Raw genomic sequence first — 16,101 nt, 5'->3', positions numbered from 1 at the left:
TCCGGTCGGGGGTCGTCGATGGCGGGCCGGCTGTCGGCCCGGGCGGTGCGCTCGCTACGGGCGCACGTGCCCCTTGCCGTGGGCGATCCACTTGGTGCTCGTGAGCTCCTCGAGTCCCATGGGTCCGCGGGCGTGCAGTTTCTGGGTGGAGATGCCGATCTCGGCGCCGAAGCCGAACATCTCGCCGTCGGTCCAGGCGGTGGAGGCGTTGACCATCACGGCGGCGGCGTCGACCCGGGCGCAGAAGTCCTCGGCCACGTCGATGCTGCGGGTGGCGACGGCCTCGGTGTGCCCCGAGGACCAGCGCGCGATGTGCTCGATGGCCTCCTCGACCCCGGCGACGACCTTCAGCGCGATGTCCATGCTGAGGTACTCCTCGCCCCAGTCCACGTCATCGGCGGGGATCAGGCCCTCGCGGTCTCCGTGGACGACCACGCCGGCGGCTTGTAGCGCCCCCACGACGCGATCCACGGCGGCCTCCCCCAGCGCCGAGTCGAGCAGCACCGTCTCCGTGGCATTGCACACGCTGCAGCGGCGGGTCTTGCCGTTGAGAAGCAGCTCGATCGCCTCGTCGAGATCAGCGTCACCATGGATGTAGAGGTGGCAGTTCCCGGTGCCGGTCTCGATCGCCGGTACCTTCGCGTTCTCCACCACGGCCTTGATCAGTCCGGCGCCGCCGCGGGGGATCACCACATCCACGAGTCCCCGGGCCTGGATGAGGTGGGTGACGGACGAGCGGTCCTCCGACGGCAGCAGCTGTGCCGCATCGACGGGCAGGTCGTGCTCGGCGAGCACGCCACGCAGTACCTCGACGAGCGCCTCGTTGGAGTTGCGCGCCGACCGGGATCCACGCAGCAGTGCGGCGTTTCCGGACTTGAACGCCAGCCCGAACGCGTCCACGGTGACGTTGGGTCGCCCCTCGTAGATCATGCCGACCACGCCGAGCGGGACCCGGATCTGCCGCAGCTGCAGCCCGTTGGGGCGGACCGAACCGCGGATGACTGCGCCGATCGGGTCGGCCAGCCCCGCGACCTGGCGGAGTCCGCCGGCGATGCCCTCGATCCGTTCGGGCGTCAGGCGGAGCCGGTCGAGCATGGCCTCGCCGGTACCTTCCGCGGCCTGCTCGGCGATGTCGCGGGCATTGGCCTCCAGGATCCGCGCCTCGGCGGCGACCAGCGCGTCCGCGGACGCGAGCAACAGCGCGTTCTTCCGGTCCGCGGTGAGCAGCGCCAGCTCGCGCGACGCGGCACGGGCCCGGCGGGCGGCATCGAGCACGGCCTCGCGCACCGGGTCCGCGGCGGCCTGCCCGGCGTCGGCGAGGTCGGTACGTACGGGGGCGTCGAGATGGCTGGAGGTCATGCGCCCCAGCTTACCTATGGAATATGGCGCGGCAGCGGGCGCCGCTCGACCGCTCACGCCGCCCTCGCGGGTGTGCCGGGCGGGATCCAGAGCGGTCGGCCCGGCCGGGCCGGATCAGGCACCGTCCGCCACGAGTCGGGGCCGACGCCGATCCACCCGTGATGGATCGGACACACCAGCGCCAGGTTGGGCAGGGTCGTGGGGCCGCCCTCGGACCATTCCACGACGTTGTGCGCCTGACAGCCGGCCGCGGGCCGTTCGCATCCGGGGTGAGTGCACCCGCCGTGGGCCGCGTAGAGAACGAGCCGTTGTATCGCGCTGACCAGCCGCCGGTCTCGGCCCCGGTCGATGTCGATCCGCCGCAGCTCCTCGCGCCCGTCACGCAGCGCCGACAGGAACCAGGAACGGCGGCCGGCGAGGGAGACCGCCTGCGCCGCGCTGAGCTGGGTACCGCCATCGGTCTCGACCAGCCCGCCCTGCTCGCCGGATTCCACGGAGTCGAGCTGCTCGGGGGTCAGCCGGACGACGATGGCGGCCACGCCGCGGGTCGCTCCGGGCTCGACGGCCAGCCCCAGCGAGAGCACGTGACACAGCGCGTCGTAGGCCCGCTGCCCGCTGGTGCGCGTGTCCGCCTGCGCGATCTCGTCGGGGTCGGCCGCCTCACCCGCAGCCGGGTCATCCGGCGCAGAGACGCACTGGCCCGGCGCGCCGAAGCGGGCGATCACCGCGACGAGGAGAGCCTGCAGCCGGGGCTCGCACGTGATCCCCACGGTGGCGAGCCCGTCGAGGCCGGCCCGGTGTGCACGCAGTTCGCGGCGCTTCTGCTGCTGCTCTTCGAGCCTGTCGAGTCGGCCCGGGTCGGCTGTCGCCAGCTCTCGCGCCGCTGCCGCGGCGAGCGCACGCACGCTCGCCCCGGCCTCCGCCAATGCGGTGAGGTGCCGCGAGAAGTCGCGGCGAGCCTCGTCCGGGGTGCCCTCTGGCAGCTCGGCGACCGCCTCACCGATCGCGCGTTCCTGCCCCGCGGTGATCCGGCCCCGCCGGTGCGAGGCCATGGCCGGGGAACCTTCGCGACGCCCCGCCTCGATCCGAGACCTGCACTGCCCGGCCGTCAGTCCGAGCTCCTTGCCGAGACCGGTCGCCGTTGACGAGACCGACCTCCCTTCGCGTTGGGCCCGGGCCGCCGCCTCTGCCGCCCCTGCGGCATTGATGGCATCAAGCCGGCGGGAGAGTTCCTCGAGTCGCCGCAGCACCCCGGGGAGCTCGGAGGCGTCCACCTCGGCCCAGCACACGGTTGAGAGCTCGCACACGCTCGTCGTCGTCGCCCCCACCAGGTCCTCGATCATGACCCCATACTACCGCCACGACCGAACGTCAGTTCGAACACGCGATATCGATCAGATAACCTACTTAGCTACCCTACCTGCGCTTACGCTGCCGCTGAGCGCACCAGGACGGCCACCATGAACCCACTGTCGGCGGTGAAGGGCCGCAGATCCCACGTCGACCACCGCTGCTCCACCCGCAGGCCCGCGCGCTCGGCCTCGGCATCGAACTCCTCCCGGGTCCAACCGCGGTCCAGGCCGAACCCCACGACGAGCCGTCCCGCCGCACCCTCGCCCGCCGGCGCGATCCGCGCGGCGAGGTTGGCCAGCACCGCGGGTCGGTCGGCAGGGTCGACGAACGCCAGCACATTGCCCGCCGAGACCGCCAGGTCGAACGGTCCGGCCGCCCAGCCGTCGTCGGCGAGATCGGCGACCTCCCACGTCGCGTCCGGACAGGCCTCGCGCGCCCTCTCGATGAGGTACGGATCCAGGTCCACCCCCGAGACCAGGTGGCCACGCGCGTGCAGATAGATGCCCATCCGACCCTGCCCGCACCCCACGTCGAGGATCCGGGCGCCGCGCGGGGCCATGGCGTCGACGAGCCGCGCCTCACCGTCGATGTCCACGCCCTCGGCGACCATGTCGTCCCAACGCTGCGCGTAGTTGCGCGAGTGATCGGGGTTGGCGGCCACGATGTTCTTCCAGGTCTGTGTCATGTCGCCAGTATGGACCCGCAAACGGTGCGGCGCGCTCGGGTGGGTGAGCGCGGCCGGACGAGCAACACGGGCGACGACGACAACGCCGTCCACACACCGGCCCGGCACTGTCGGAGGTCTGGGGCACGATGGGCGTCATGATCTCCACCCCCGCTTCCGTCAGCACCACCGCCCCCGACCGCGCGGCCCTGCGATCCCGGGCGGATGAGCTGCTGTCCGCCCTCGCCGGTCCGGGCGCGAGGCTGCGCGAGGACCAGTGGACGGCCATCGAGGCGCTGGTCGCGGATCGGCGTCGTGCGCTGGTCGTGCAGCGCACCGGCTGGGGCAAGTCGGCCGTCTATTTCATCGCGGCACGCCTGCTGCGCGAACTGGGCTCCGGTCCGACGGTGATCGTCTCGCCGCTGCTGGCGTTGATGCGTAACCAGGTCGAGTCCGCGGCACGGGCCGGGGTGCGGGCGGCCACCATCAACTCGGCCAACATGACCGAGTGGGACGAGGTCCGGGCGTCGGTGCGGGCCGGCGAGGTGGATGTGCTGCTCGTGAGCCCCGAGCGGCTCAACAACCCGGACTTCCGGGACACCGTCCTGCCGGCGCTGGCCGCCGATGCGGGACTCGTGGTGGTCGACGAGGCGCACTGCGTGTCGGATTGGGGTCACGATTTCCGGCCCGACTACCGGCGAATCCGGACACTGCTGGCCGACCTCCCCGAGGGCGTGCCCGTGCTGGCCACCACCGCCACGGCCAACGACCGGGTGGTGCGGGATGTCGCCCAGCAGCTGGGCGTGGGCACGCCGGGGGCCACGGGTTCGGCGGGCCACCCGGACACCCTGGTGCTCCGCGGCGGCCTCGACCGCGAGTCGCTGCACCTCTCTGTGGTCTCGATCGACGACTCGGAGAAGCGGGCCGCCTGGCTGGTGGAGAACCTCGAGACGCTGCAGGGCAGCGGGATCATCTACTGCCTGACCGTCGCGGCGGCCCAGGATATGGCCGAGCTCCTCACCTCCGCCGGACACCGGGTGAGCGCGTACACCGGACGCACCGATGCGGGCGAACGCGAAGAATTGGAGCGCGCGTTGTTGGACAACGAGGTCAAGGCGCTCGTGGCCACCTCCGCGCTGGGGATGGGCTTCGACAAACCGGACCTGGGCTTCGTGGTGCATCTGGGCGCGCCGCCGTCGCCGATCTCCTACTACCAGCAGATCGGCCGTGCCGGCCGCGCTGCGGACCGCGCCGACGTGGTGCTCATTCCTGGACCGGAGGACCGCGCGATCTGGAACCACTTCGCTTCACTGGCGTTCCCGCCCGAGGACGTCGTGCGACGGGTGCTCGACGCGCTCGCGCCGGATCGGCCGCAGTCCACGCAGGCCCTCGAACCGGCCGTGGACCTGGGCCGGACACGCCTGGAGATGGTGCTCAAGGTTCTCGACGTGGACGGCGCGGTCCGGCGGGTACGCGGTGGCTGGGTGGCCACCGGACAGCCGTGGGAGTACGACGCCGAGCGATACGCGGGCCTGGCGGAGGCACGGCGGTCCGAGCAGGTGGCGATGCTGGAGTACATCCGCACTGCCGGCTGCCGCATGGACTACCTGCGCGCTGAACTCGACGATCCCACGCTCGACCCGGCCGCCGGTGGGTGCGGACGCTGCGACAACTGCACCGGGCAGCGACGCGAGACCACCGTCGAGGAGGCCGCGCTGACCCGGGCACGGGAGGCGCTCGAACGTCCCGGCGTGGTGCTCCCACCGCGACGCCAGTGGCCCACAGGGCTGGCGAAGCTCGACATCCCGCTCAAGGGCAAGATCGCTGACGGGCCCGCCGAGGGCCGTGCGCTCGCGCGATTGACCGATCTCGGGCTCGGTCAGAAGCTGCGGGCGCTGCTCGCCGAGGCGGATCAGGACGCCCCGGAATGGCTCGTCCGGGCCTGCGTTCCGGTGCTGCGCGAGTGGGGCTGGGCTGAGCGGCCCACCGGCGTCGTCGCCCTCCGCACCGGCGAGCATCCTCTATTCGTGTCGAGCCTGGCCCGCGCGCTGTCGCAGATGGGGCGGATGACCTACCTCGGCGAGCTCACCCGCGACGAGGCACTGCCGCCGGTGACCGCCCAGAACTCGGCCTACCGGGTGGCCCAGCTCTGGGGCACGCTCGCCGGGCCGGCGGCCACCGACGATGCGGCTGGCGGCACAGCCGACGACGGGCCGGTCCTGCTGGTCACGGACGTCTTGGGAACCGGCTGGACCGTCACCGAGGCGGCGCGGCACCTGCGCGAGACCGGCGCTTCGGACGTCCTGCCCTTTGCTGTGGCCGCGGAGACCTGACCGTATCCGGAGAAAATTCTCGGCCCGGATGTCGATTTCGGGCAGAGTCGATCGTCATCATCCGAGCCGGTCGAGAGGCGACCGATCACGAGGAAGGATCACCCCCATGCGATATTCACTGATTTTCCATGCCCCGGAACTCGACGAGAGCGGGCCACGCCCCACCGACGAGCAGATCGCCGAGATGCAGCAGCTCATGAACGACTACGTCACGGCACTCACCGACGCCGGTGTTCTGATCTCCGCCGACATGCTCGAGCCGACTTCCGCGACGACCACCGTGACCCGACGGACCGGCTCGACTGTCATCGAGGACGGCCCATTCGCCGAGGTCAAGGAATCGCTGGCCGGGGTTTTCCTACTCGAGGTGGCGGGCCACGACGCCGCGTTAGCCTGGGCGGAGAAGTTCCCCGGAGGCTCCTACGGGGTTGTCGAGATCCGCCCGGTCGCAGTCTTCGCGGACCAAGATGGCTGGCAGATTCCCTGCTCCCCGGAATGATCGCGAACCTCGTCCGGAACGCCCGCCCACGGCTGCTCGCCCTCCTCGCGGCCCCGGACGGAGACCTCGCCGCGGCCGAGGACGCGTTCTCCGACGCCGTGGAGAAGGCACTTCGCGAGTGGCCGACGACCGGTGTACCCGCCAATCCCGAGGCGTGGTTGTTCACTGTGGCCCGGAACCGACGCCGCGACGGGTGGCGGGGAGCTGCACGGACGACGTGCCTCGATGACGAGGTCACTACCCCAGGCCTGGCCGGCGACCGGGGAGGGATTTCAGGAGTTCCGACAGCGCGAACCGGGACCGTCGAGGACGCCGCCCTCGAAATTCCCGATAGGCGCATGACGCTGCTGGTAGTAGCCGCACACCCTGCCATCGATCCAGTCGCCCGTACACCGCTCATGCTCAATACCGTGCTCGGGCTCAGTGCCGGACGGATCGGGGCCTTGCTCCTGGTCCCGACCGCGACCATGGCGGCACGACTGACACGGGCCAAGAAGCGGATCAAGTCGTCGGACCTCCGGTTCGAGCAACCCGGCGTCGATGAGTTGCCGGGCAGGCTCGAGGCGATTCGCGACGCGATCTATGGTGCATATTCTGTGGATTGGATGCACTCCGCCACGACGCACCCCGACGGGCTCGCGGATGAGGCTCTCTTTCTGGCCGAGCTGCTCACCGACCTGGTCCCTGACGACCCCGAATCCCACGGACTGGCCGCGTTACTCTGCCTGTCCGCCGCGCGGAGGAGGTCGCGGATTGACAAGCGCGGAGAGTTCGTACCGCTCGACCGTCAGGACACGACGACATGGGACCACGCGCTCCTCCATCGCGGCGAAGAGCATCTGAGGGCGGCGGGAACGTCGACCTCACCCGGCCCATACCGGCTTCAGGCGGCGATCCAGGCGGTTCACTGTGCACGGCGACGTACCGGGACGACCGACTGGGAGGCGATCCGTCGACTCCACTCCGGGCTTCAGGAGTCGTGGCCCTCCACAGGAGGCGCGGTGGCGCTCGCCGTGGCGACCGCGCGCTGCGACGGCCCGGAGGCGGGGCTCGCGATCCTCGATCGGATCGGCGACCGGGCCGAACGATTCCAGCCCGCCGTGGCCGCCCGCGCCGCCCTTCTCGCCGAAGTCGGTCGTCCCGGCCAGGCCGTCGAGGCCTACGCCCGAGCAATCGTCCTGACGACAGAACCGACTGCTCGGCGGCACCTCGAAGCCATTCGCGCGCGACTGGCCTCCGCTACCGGCGGCGACGCCTCTGCCCCACCCATGTGACCGTGCCGACCCACGCGAATCGGCGGACCGGAGTCCCAGGAACGCCCCCGGCGCCGAACTCGATCGGTCGACCGATGTCCGAACCGCGCACGAGCATGCCGGCCGTTATGGGTGCTGCCACAGCCTCGATCACATCGTGCAATCGCTCAGACGTCCCGTGCCATCGCGCGGCCGGCCTTGAGCCCCGAGAAGATGCAGCCGCCGAGGAACGTGCCCTCGAGCGAGTTGTAGCCGTGCACGCCGCCACCGCCGAAGCCGGCAACCTCGCCCGCCGCATAGAGGCCCGGGAACGGCTGCCCGTCCTCGGCCACGCACTGCGAATCGAGCGTGGTCTCGATCCCGCCGAGCGTCTTGCGGGTCATCAGGTGCACCTTGACCGCGATCAACGGCCCACCGGAACCCGCCGCGGACCCCTTGCCCGGCCCGGAATCGGCGAGCAGACGATGTGGCTTGGCCATCCTCGTGAGCTTGTCGGTGAGCACACGACGGGCGTTGTGGATCGCCTGGACCTGAGCGTCCTTGGCGAACGGGTTGTCCATCTGTCCGTCCATCGCCAGTACGAACTCTCGAACCCTCTCCAGATCCAGCTCGGGCTCGTCCTCGTTCACCAGCTCGTTCATCCCGGCCACGAGTTCCTCGATGGAGTCGGCCACCACCCAGTCGACCCCCTTCTCGGTGAAGTCGGCGATCGACGGCGGCAGCCCGCTCCCGGCCTTGGAGGCGAACTTCTTGAGACTCTTGTCGGTCAGCTCCGGGTTCTGCTCGGACCCCGACAGGATGAACTCCTTACCGGCGATGGACGAGTCGAGGATGAACCACGAGTAGTCGTGCCCGGCTCTGCGGATGGCCTCGATGGAGGCGGTGGTGTGGTAGCCGGGGAACAGCGGCACGGGCATGCGGTCGCCGTTGCCGTCCAGCCACAGGGTGGACGGGCCGGGGATGATCCGGATGGCGTGCGAGGGCCAGATGGGCGCGAAATGGGCCACGCCCTCCGTGTAGTGCCACATGCGGTCCCGGTTGATCAGGTTGGCGCCGGCGTCCGCGGAGATCTCGAGGATCCGCCCGTCCACGTGCTCGGGGACGCCCACGATCAGGTCCCTCGGTGCCTCGCCGAGCTTGGCGGTGGGCCAGTACTTCCGCACGAGATCCGGGTTGCCGCCGATGCCACCCGACGACAGCAGCACCGCCTTGGCGCGGAACTCGAACTCGCCGGTCTCCTCGCGGGGGGAGGCCACGCCGCGGTCGAGATCGCAGGGCACCAGCGTCGCGCCGCGCACGCCCACGGCGCGGCCGTCTTCGACCACGATCTCGTCCACCCGGTGCCGCACGGCGAACCGGACCCGACCCTCCCGGGCGGCGTCGCGGACGGGCTCCTCGAACACGCGCACCACCTCCGGACCGGTCCCCCAGGTCACGTGGAAGCGCGGGACGGAGTTGCCGTGGCCGTCGACCTCCCCGCCGCCGCGCTCCGCCCAGCCGACGGTGGGGACGATCCGCAGCCCCAGATCGTGGAGGTACCGGCGCTTCTCCCCGGCCGCGAACTCGACGTAGGCGCGCGCCCATTCGCGCGGCCGCGCGTCCTCGGGGCGGTCGAACGCGGCGGAGCCGAGCCAGTCCCGCCAGGCGAGTTCGAGGGAGTCGGAGATCCCGATCCGCCGCTGCTCGGGGGTGTCCACCATGAACAGCCCGCCGAGCGACCAGAAGGCCTGGCCACCGAGGTTCTTCTCGTTCTCCTGGTCCACCACCAGCACCTTCTTGCCCGCACGGCTCGCCTCGTAGGTGGCGACCAGACCGGCGAGTCCGTGCCCCACCACGATGATGTCCGGCTCGAACCCCGGCTCGGGCGCGGGCAGCGGGCCGGCGTTGGCCGCGCGCGACGTCGACGGCGGCTGCCACGCGGGGTAGACGGGGTGGACGGGCCTGGCCTCGCCCGTGGTCCGGCCGGGGCGGGATGCGGAATTGGTCATGGGTCCAGTGTGCCCCGTCACCCCAGCAGATACCGCAGGTATCTCTCCGGCGCCTCGAGATACCTGCGGTGGTGGTCGACTATCGCCAGGTCCTCCCAGCGGGCCCGGTGCATCCCCGAATCGGAGAGTTCGTAGACGGCGGCGCCGGGCACGGAGGCGAGGATCGGCGAGTGGGTGGCCATCAGCACCTGCGCACCCCGACGGTCGGCCAGTTCGAGCAGCAGCGCGACCAACCTGAGCTGCGCGTCGAACGACAGTCCGGCCTCGGGCTCGTCCAGGACGAACAGTCCGCCGCCATCAAAACGCGAGGTCGAGAGGATGTCCCAGAACGCCTCCCCGTGACTTCGGGCGTGGAAATCCTGCTCCGGGCCGCTGGACTGCAGGTAGGTGAACATGCCGTGCATCGTCTCGGCGCGCAGGAAGTATCCCCACTTCGACGCCGCCCCGCCCCGCACCAGTCGCAGTGACTCGTGCAGCGGCGACTCCGAGGCCCAGGTGACGTCCCTGCCGTTGACGGATCCGCCCTCGGCGCCCAGCCCGTACGCCATGGCCACGGCCTCGACGATCGTCGACTTACCGGTCCCGTTCTCGCCCACCAGCACGGTGAGGTCGTCGAGTTCCAGACCGTCGCGGAGCAGGTGCACCACGGCGGGGATCGAGTACGGCCAGCCCTCCGTCGGGCCCGCGAGACCCGGGGCTGCCGAGACGGACACGACGGGCCGGGGGTCCAGCACGGAGTCATGGCGCACGTGGCCACGGTACCGTTCCTGCCATGCGTATCCACCAGCTCAACTGCGGCACCATGGCGGGCATCTCCCCCACTCGCGTCCTGCTGGTGGAGGCGCCGGGCGGGCTGGTGCTGGTCGACTCCGGCATCGGCCTGCAGGACATCGCGGATCCGGCCGGTCGGCTGGGTCCGCTGCGGCACCTCGTGCGCCCGGCGCTGGATCCGGCGGAGACGGCTGTACACCGCATCGGGGCGCTGGGCCTGGACCCGCGCGACGTCCGACACATCGTGCTGACGCATTTCGATGTCGACCACATCGGCGGCCTGGCCGACTTCCCGGACGCGACCGTGCACGTCACCACGCAGGGTCTGACCCGGGCGGTGCGCTTGCCGCGGTTCGTCGAGCGTCGCCGATACCGGCGCGCCCAGCTGGCGCACGGGCCGAACTACGCCGAGTACGAGTTCGGGTCCGACAGGTGGGAGGGGTTCCGCATGCTGTCCCTGGACCACATCGCCGAGGGGATGATGTTCGTCGATCTGCCGGGCCACACCACGGGTCACGCCGGCGTGTTCGTGCCGGGTGGCGCGGGCGCCGGCCACGATGACGACGACGAGACACCCGTCGGCAAGGACGTCCTCCACGCGGGCGATGCCTTCTACCATCGCGGCCAGATCGACCCGTCGGTCCGGACACCTGCCGTGATCCCACTCCAGGAGCGGGCGTTCGCGCTCGAGCCGGGCGCGATCGCGATGACGCACTCCGGGCTGGCCGCGCTCGCGCGGCGACGGGCCGACACCCTGGACGTGGTGTGCGCGCACGACCCCTCGGGGCCCGGGGGCCTGTGATGGTCGGGGTCCGAGAGACCGCCTGGACCCCCGCCGAGCGCACCGCGCCGGACCGCGATCCGGCCGAGCGGGCCGCCGCTCTGGCCGGGTTGCTGCGGGGTCGCCGGGCTGTGATCGTGACCGGCGCCGGGATCTCCACGCCGTCCGGGATCCCCGACTACCGGGGGCCGGATTCCCCCGGCCGCACACCGATGACGTACCAGCAGTTCGTGGGTGATCCCGGCTTCCGCCGTCACTACTGGGCCCGCAATCACCTCGGCTGGCGCCACATGGAGGCCGCCCGCCCCAACGCGGCGCATCTGCTGCTGGCCGACTGGGAGCGTCGTGGCCTGGTCTCGGGCGTCATCACCCAGAACGTGGACCTGCTGCATCTCAAGGCGGGCAGCCGCCGGATCGTGGACCTGCACGGCACGTACGCGGTCGTCACCTGCCTGGGCTGCGGGGCCCGCCGCAGCCGGTGGGCGCTGCACGATGACCTCGAGGCCCTCAACCCGGACTTCGCCGAACGCGTCGCGTCACGCGGTGCGATCGAGGTGGCCCCCGATGCGGACGCCGTCCTGGACGACACCGCCGGCTTCCGGATGGTGGACTGCCCCGGCTGTGCGGGGATGCTCAAACCAGACATCGTCTACTTCGGCGAGAACGTCCCGGCCGCCCGCGTGCAGGAGGCGAACGCTCTTGTGGACGAATCCGACGTTGTCGTCGTCGTCGGATCGTCTCTCACCGTCCGGTCCGGATACCGGTTCGTGCGGCGGGCGGTGACCACCGGCAAGCCCGTCGCGGTTCTCAACCGCGGGCGCACCCGTGCGCACGACGAGGCGACCCTCACCATCGACGGCGACTGCGTGGAGGTACTCGAGCTCACCGATGCCGCCCTGCCGGATCCGGAGTGACCGGCGAGGAGCACACTAGGGGTATGCAGATCGCGACGACACCCGAGACAGCCCTGGCACGACTCCTCCGCGGCAACGCCCGCTACGTGGCCGGAGAGAACCTCAACGAGCACCAGGCGCCCTCGCGTCGCGCCGAGCTCGCCGGACAGCAGAACCCGTTCGCCCAGGTCTTCGGCTGCTCCGACTCGCGCGTGCCCGCCGAGGTCGTGTTCGACCAGGGGCTCGGCGACCTGTTCGTGATCCGCAACGCCGGCCACATCGTGGACCCGTCGGTGCTCGGGTCGGTCGAGTTCGGGGTCGACGCGCTGCGCATCCCGCTGACGTTGGTGCTGGGCCACACCTCGTGCGGCGCGGTCGGCGCGACGATCAAGGCGATCGACTCGCACTCCACGCCGTCGGGCTATCTGCGGGACGTCGTGGAGCGCATCGCGCCCGCCGTGTTCGAGGCGCGCCGTGACCCGGAGGCCGGGTACCAGGACATCGTCATCGAGAACGTCCGTCAGACCGTCACCGCGATCCGGGAGAAGTCCGCCGCTGTCGACCGCGCGATCACCGAGGGACGCACCGCGATCGTCGGCGCGCTCTACAACCTCGAAGAGGGCACGGTGACCCCGGTCCACACCGAGGGACAGGTCGACGGGCTCTGAAATCAGAGGGCGACGAGGTCGTCCGCGTGCACCAGGGGGCGGCCCTGCCCCGCGGCGGCGCCGGACTCCCGCTCGGCCAGCCGGGTCCGGACCTCGACCGAGTCGTACTGGGCGATGCCCCGGGCCACCGCTCGACCCGCCTGGTCGTGCATCTCGATCACGTCCCCGAAGTGGAACAGGCCCTCGACCCCGGTCACGCCGGCCAACAGCAGCGAACGGCGTGCTCCGGTGATCGCCCGCACCGCACCGTCGTCGAGCGCCACCGAGCCACTCGTGTCCGCGGCGTGACGCACCCAGAACCGGCGCGCCGACATCCGCTCGGGACGCGGCGCGAACACCGTGCCCACTCCCGGTTCGGCGGCGAGGGCCTCGGCGGCACGCTCGGCGGCCGTGAGAAGGACGGGCACCCCGGCGTCGGCCGCGAGGCGGGCCGCGGCGAGCTTCGAGGCCATCCCCCCGGTGCCCAGCGCACCGCCGGGGCCGGCGATCACGCCGTCGAGATCGCCCGCCCCGCCGACCATCGTGACGGCCCTGGCGTCGCCCTTGCGTGGATCGGAGTCGTACAGCGCATCGACGTCCGAGAGCAGGATGAGTGCGTCGGCACTGATCAGGTGTGCGACGAGGGCCGCCAACCGGTCGTTGTCCCCGAACCTGATCTCGTTGGTGGCCACGGTGTCGTTCTCATTGATCACCGGGACAGCGCTCAGCGTCCGTAACCGGTCCAGGGTCCGTTGGGCGTTGGCCGCGCTGTCGCGTCGCCCGATGTCGGCGGCGGTGAGCAGCACCTGCCCGACCACCCGGTCGTGCCTGGCGAACGAGTCACCCCACGCCCGCGCCAACTCCAGTTGGCCGACGCTGGCGGCGGCCTGCTTGGCGGACAGGGTCGTGGGGCGCGCGGGCATCCGCAGCGGGGCCATCCCTGCCCCGATCGCCCCGGAGGAGACAACGAAGACGTCCGAGCCCGCCGCCATGCGGGCCTGGCAGACGTCGGCGAGAGCGTCGAGCTCGGCACGGCGGATCCCGCCGTGGAAGCTCGTGATGGCCGAGGAGCCGATCTTCACCACCACTCGTCGGGCGGTCCCGATCCGGCGGCGAAGCTCCGACTCGACCGTCACTCGAGGGTCTCCTCGTCCGGGTCGATGAGACCGCGACGGACGTGCTTGCGGTACTTGCGTTCGGAGGCACCCACGCGATCGGTCGACTCGAAGCGCATGTCGGTACCGCGACCGATCCGCATGAGGTCCACGCCGGCCGGGGTCTGCGGCTCCCACTCGAACGAGACGTCACCGATCGTGACGGAGCAACCCTCCTCGGCTCCGGCCTTGATGAGCGCCTCTTCCACCCCCAGGCGCGCCAGGCGATCGGCGAGGAAGCCCACGGCCTCGTCGTTGGCGAAGTCGGTCTGACGGATCCATCGCTCCGGCTTGGCGCCGAGCACGATGAAGCCGTCGGGCTCGTCCGGGTCGCGCCGGATATCGAACTGGTCCGCATCGACGGCCCTGGGCCGCAGCACGATCCGCTCGGGGGCCGCGGGCGGGTTGGCCTTGCGGTGGGCCTTGACCAACTCGTACAGGCCGAACTTGAGCTCGTCGAGGCCCTTGTGGGCCACCGCCGAGATCGCGTACACGGGCCAGCCCTTGGCCTCGAAGTGGCCGCGGACCATCTCGGCCATGTCGGCGGCGTCGGGCACGTCGATCTTGTTGAGCACCACCACGCGGGGCCGGTCCGCCAGGTGGCCCATGCCGGCGTCAGTGAGCTCGGACTGGTAGGCGGCGAGCTCGGCCTCGAGGGCGTCGACGTCGGAGATCGGGTCGCGGTCGGACTCCAGGTTCGCGCAGTCCACCACGTGGGCGAGGACCGCGGTGCGCTCGATGTGGCGCAGGAAGTCGAGGCCGAGGCCGCGTCCGTCGCTGGCGCCGGGGATCAGCCCGGGAACGTCAGCGATGGTGATGGTGTCATCCCCCACCGAGACCACGCCGAGGTTGGGCGCGAGGGTGGTGAACGGGTAGTCGGCGATCTTGGGCTTGGCGGCCGAGATCACCGAGATCAGTGACGACTTGCCCGCCGACGGGAAGCCGACCAGCCCGACGTCCGCCATCGATTTGAGCTCGAGGGTGACATCGAAGACGCCGCCGGGCTCCCCCAGCAGCGCGAAGCCCGGGGCCTTACGCGAGCGCGAGGCGAGCGCGGCGTTGCCCAGGCCGCCCTTGCCGCCCTCGGCGACGACGAACCGGGTGCCGGCCCCGACCATGTCGGCGATCGGCTCGCCGTCCGAGCCGAGGACGACGGTGCCCGGCGGTACCGCCAACACGAGATCGTCACCGTTGGCGCCGTTTCGGTTCCCACCCATCCCGGGCTGGCCTTTTCCGGCACGGGCGTGGGGGCGGTAGTGGAAGTCGAGCAGCGTGTGGACCTGGGGGTCCACCACGAGCACCACGTCTCCGCCGCGGCCGCCGTTGCCGCCGTCGGGGCCGCCGAGCGGCTTGAACTTCTCACGGTGCACGGAGGTGCAGCCGTTGCCGCCGTCCCCCGCGGCGAGGTGGAGGACTACGCGGTCGATGAATCTCGACATGGTGTGGGCTCCTCCTGGTGGTGGCCGGTGGGGGTCGGGTCAGTGGATGCGTAGTCCGATACTGCCCGATAAATGCTCTCGGGGGCCGGGTGTGGAGTCATCAGACCCCGCCCGGCCCCCGAGGGCGAATCGTGACTGTGGTGGCTACCGGGTCAGGCCTCGGCGCCGGCGGGCACGATGTTCACGGTCTTGCGGCCACGCTTGGTGCCGAACTCCACCGCGCCGGCGGAGAGAGCGAACAGCGTGTCGTCTCCGCCACGGCCGACGCCCACGCCCGGGTGGAACTTGGTGCCGCGCTGGCGGACCAGGATCTCGCCGGCGTTGACCTCCTGGCCACCGAAGCGCTTCACGCCGAGGCGCTGGGCGTTGGAGTCACGACCGTTACGGGTGCTGGATGCGCCCTTCTTACTTGCCATGTCAGTCCCTCCTTAAGGGAACACGCCCGGAGGCGCTGAGCTGGTGGCCTGTACCGGCCGAGACGACTACTTGATACCGGTGATCTTGACGACCGTCAGCTTCTGACGGTGGCCCTGACGCTTGTGGTAACGGGTCTTGTTCTTGAACTTGTGGATCCGGATCTTGGGACCCTTGGTCTGCTCGACGATCTCGGCGGAGACGGTGACCTTGGTCAGCGCGTCCGCATCGGAGGTGACCGAAGCACCATCGACGACGAGGATCGGGGACAGCGACACGGAGGTACCGGCCTCGCCCTCGATCTTCTCGACCTTGACGTGGTCCCCTTCGGCGACCTTGTACTGCTTGCCGCCGGTCTTGACGATCGCGTACATGGAGGGCTTCCCCTTGCTTCTCGGGTGTGCGGCCGCGCAGGGCGACCACACCGTGTGTGCGGTGTTCTTACTTGCTCGCCGACTCTCATCGGCCAGGATCGCAGACGCCCATCCCCTGGAGGACCGGCCCGCGACTCTTCGCGCAGCGACATAGCGCCGCGACGAGCGACCTGTCAAGG

15 protein-coding genes are annotated in these 16,101 nt (G+C 70.9%); 6 read left to right on the top strand and 9 right to left on the bottom strand.

Annotated features, from left to right (window positions below; genetic code table 11):
- Positions 1-54: 54 nt before the first annotated feature.
- The 3 genes from ACWIE7_RS13990 to ACWIE7_RS13980 form a co-directional block, all read right to left on the bottom strand.
- Positions 55-1,359 carry a glutamate-5-semialdehyde dehydrogenase gene (locus ACWIE7_RS13990; RefSeq protein ID WP_454069561.1) on the bottom strand — a complete coding sequence of 435 codons (1,305 nt, stop codon included), beginning with the start codon at positions 1,357-1,359 and terminating at the stop codon, positions 55-57.
- Between the two features lie 53 nt (positions 1,360-1,412).
- Complete coding sequence (locus tag ACWIE7_RS13985) at positions 1,413-2,702, bottom strand: DUF222 domain-containing protein (RefSeq protein ID WP_454069559.1); 1,290 nt, start codon at positions 2,700-2,702, stop codon at positions 1,413-1,415.
- An 83-nt stretch (positions 2,703-2,785) separates the two neighbouring features.
- Positions 2,786-3,397: a class I SAM-dependent DNA methyltransferase gene (locus ACWIE7_RS13980; RefSeq protein ID WP_454069557.1), complete on the bottom strand. Its 612-nt coding sequence runs from the start codon at positions 3,395-3,397 to the stop codon at positions 2,786-2,788.
- Between the two features lie 128 nt (positions 3,398-3,525).
- On the opposite strand from ACWIE7_RS13980, the gene ACWIE7_RS13975 reads away from it, so the two are divergent.
- The 3 genes from ACWIE7_RS13975 (at position 3,526) to ACWIE7_RS13965 (ending at position 7,482) form a co-directional block, all read left to right on the top strand.
- Entirely contained in the window at positions 3,526-5,709 is a 2,184-nt protein-coding gene (locus ACWIE7_RS13975) for a RecQ family ATP-dependent DNA helicase (RefSeq protein ID WP_454069555.1), read from the top strand.
- Positions 5,710-5,815: 106 nt separating this feature from the next.
- On the top strand, positions 5,816-6,208 hold the full coding sequence (locus tag ACWIE7_RS13970) for a YciI family protein (protein WP_454069553.1): 393 nt from the start codon (positions 5,816-5,818) through the stop codon (positions 6,206-6,208).
- Entirely contained in the window at positions 6,205-7,482 is a 1,278-nt protein-coding gene (locus tag ACWIE7_RS13965; protein ID WP_454069551.1) for an RNA polymerase sigma factor, read from the top strand. Before ACWIE7_RS13970 ends, ACWIE7_RS13965 begins: the two co-directional genes overlap by 4 nt.
- Positions 7,483-7,628: 146 nt before the next feature.
- Here the strand turns inward: ACWIE7_RS13965 and ACWIE7_RS13960 are convergent, their stop codons facing one another.
- Together ACWIE7_RS13960 and ACWIE7_RS13955 are read right to left on the bottom strand one after the other, a co-directional pair.
- Positions 7,629-9,449 carry an FAD-binding dehydrogenase gene (locus ACWIE7_RS13960; protein WP_454069549.1) on the bottom strand — a complete coding sequence of 607 codons (1,821 nt, stop codon included), beginning with the start codon at positions 9,447-9,449 and terminating at the stop codon, positions 7,629-7,631.
- Positions 9,450-9,466: 17 nt separating this feature from the next.
- Entirely contained in the window at positions 9,467-10,198 is a 732-nt protein-coding gene (locus ACWIE7_RS13955; RefSeq protein WP_454069547.1) for an AAA family ATPase, read from the bottom strand.
- 23 nt (positions 10,199-10,221) lie between these two features.
- Between ACWIE7_RS13955 and ACWIE7_RS13950 the strand changes: the two genes are divergently transcribed.
- From ACWIE7_RS13950 to ACWIE7_RS13940, 3 genes are read left to right on the top strand one after another with little or no spacing between them, the layout of a single operon-like run.
- Entirely contained in the window at positions 10,222-11,022 is an 801-nt protein-coding gene (locus ACWIE7_RS13950; protein WP_454058839.1) for an MBL fold metallo-hydrolase, read from the top strand.
- Positions 11,022-11,915: a Sir2 family NAD-dependent protein deacetylase gene (locus ACWIE7_RS13945; protein ID WP_454069571.1), complete on the top strand. Its 894-nt coding sequence runs from the start codon at positions 11,022-11,024 to the stop codon at positions 11,913-11,915. Before ACWIE7_RS13950 ends, ACWIE7_RS13945 begins: the two co-directional genes overlap by 1 nt.
- A gap of 23 nt (positions 11,916-11,938) precedes the next feature.
- The gene (locus ACWIE7_RS13940; RefSeq protein WP_452099374.1) at positions 11,939-12,562 is read left to right on the top strand and encodes a carbonic anhydrase; all 624 of its coding nucleotides are present in this window, start codon (positions 11,939-11,941) and stop codon (positions 12,560-12,562) included.
- Positions 12,563-12,564: 2 nt separating this feature from the next.
- On the opposite strand, the gene proB is transcribed toward ACWIE7_RS13940, so the two are convergent.
- The 4 genes from proB to rplU all read right to left on the bottom strand — a co-directional run bounded on the left by proB (position 12,565) and on the right by rplU (position 15,922).
- Entirely contained in the window at positions 12,565-13,677 is a 1,113-nt protein-coding gene (proB, locus tag ACWIE7_RS13935) for a glutamate 5-kinase (protein ID WP_454058838.1), read from the bottom strand.
- Positions 13,674-15,134 carry a GTPase ObgE gene (obgE, locus tag ACWIE7_RS13930; protein WP_454069545.1) on the bottom strand — a complete coding sequence of 487 codons (1,461 nt, stop codon included), beginning with the start codon at positions 15,132-15,134 and terminating at the stop codon, positions 13,674-13,676. The genes proB and obgE overlap by 4 nt, the downstream gene beginning before the upstream one ends.
- Positions 15,135-15,286: 152 nt before the next feature.
- Positions 15,287-15,550, bottom strand: a complete 264-nt coding sequence (rpmA, locus tag ACWIE7_RS13925) for a 50S ribosomal protein L27 (protein ID WP_182633316.1) — start codon at positions 15,548-15,550, stop codon at positions 15,287-15,289.
- A 66-nt stretch (positions 15,551-15,616) separates the two neighbouring features.
- Positions 15,617-15,922 (bottom strand): 50S ribosomal protein L21, encoded by a 306-nt coding sequence (gene rplU / locus ACWIE7_RS13920; RefSeq protein ID WP_230929591.1) that lies wholly within the window; start codon positions 15,920-15,922, stop codon positions 15,617-15,619.
- Between the last annotated feature and the right edge of the window lie 179 nt (positions 15,923-16,101).

The sequence above is a fragment of the Dietzia sp. NPDC055343 genome (assembly GCF_053645265.1).
The sequence above is the reverse complement of the archived record's forward strand: the minus strand, read 5'-3'. Positions and strand labels throughout refer to the sequence as shown.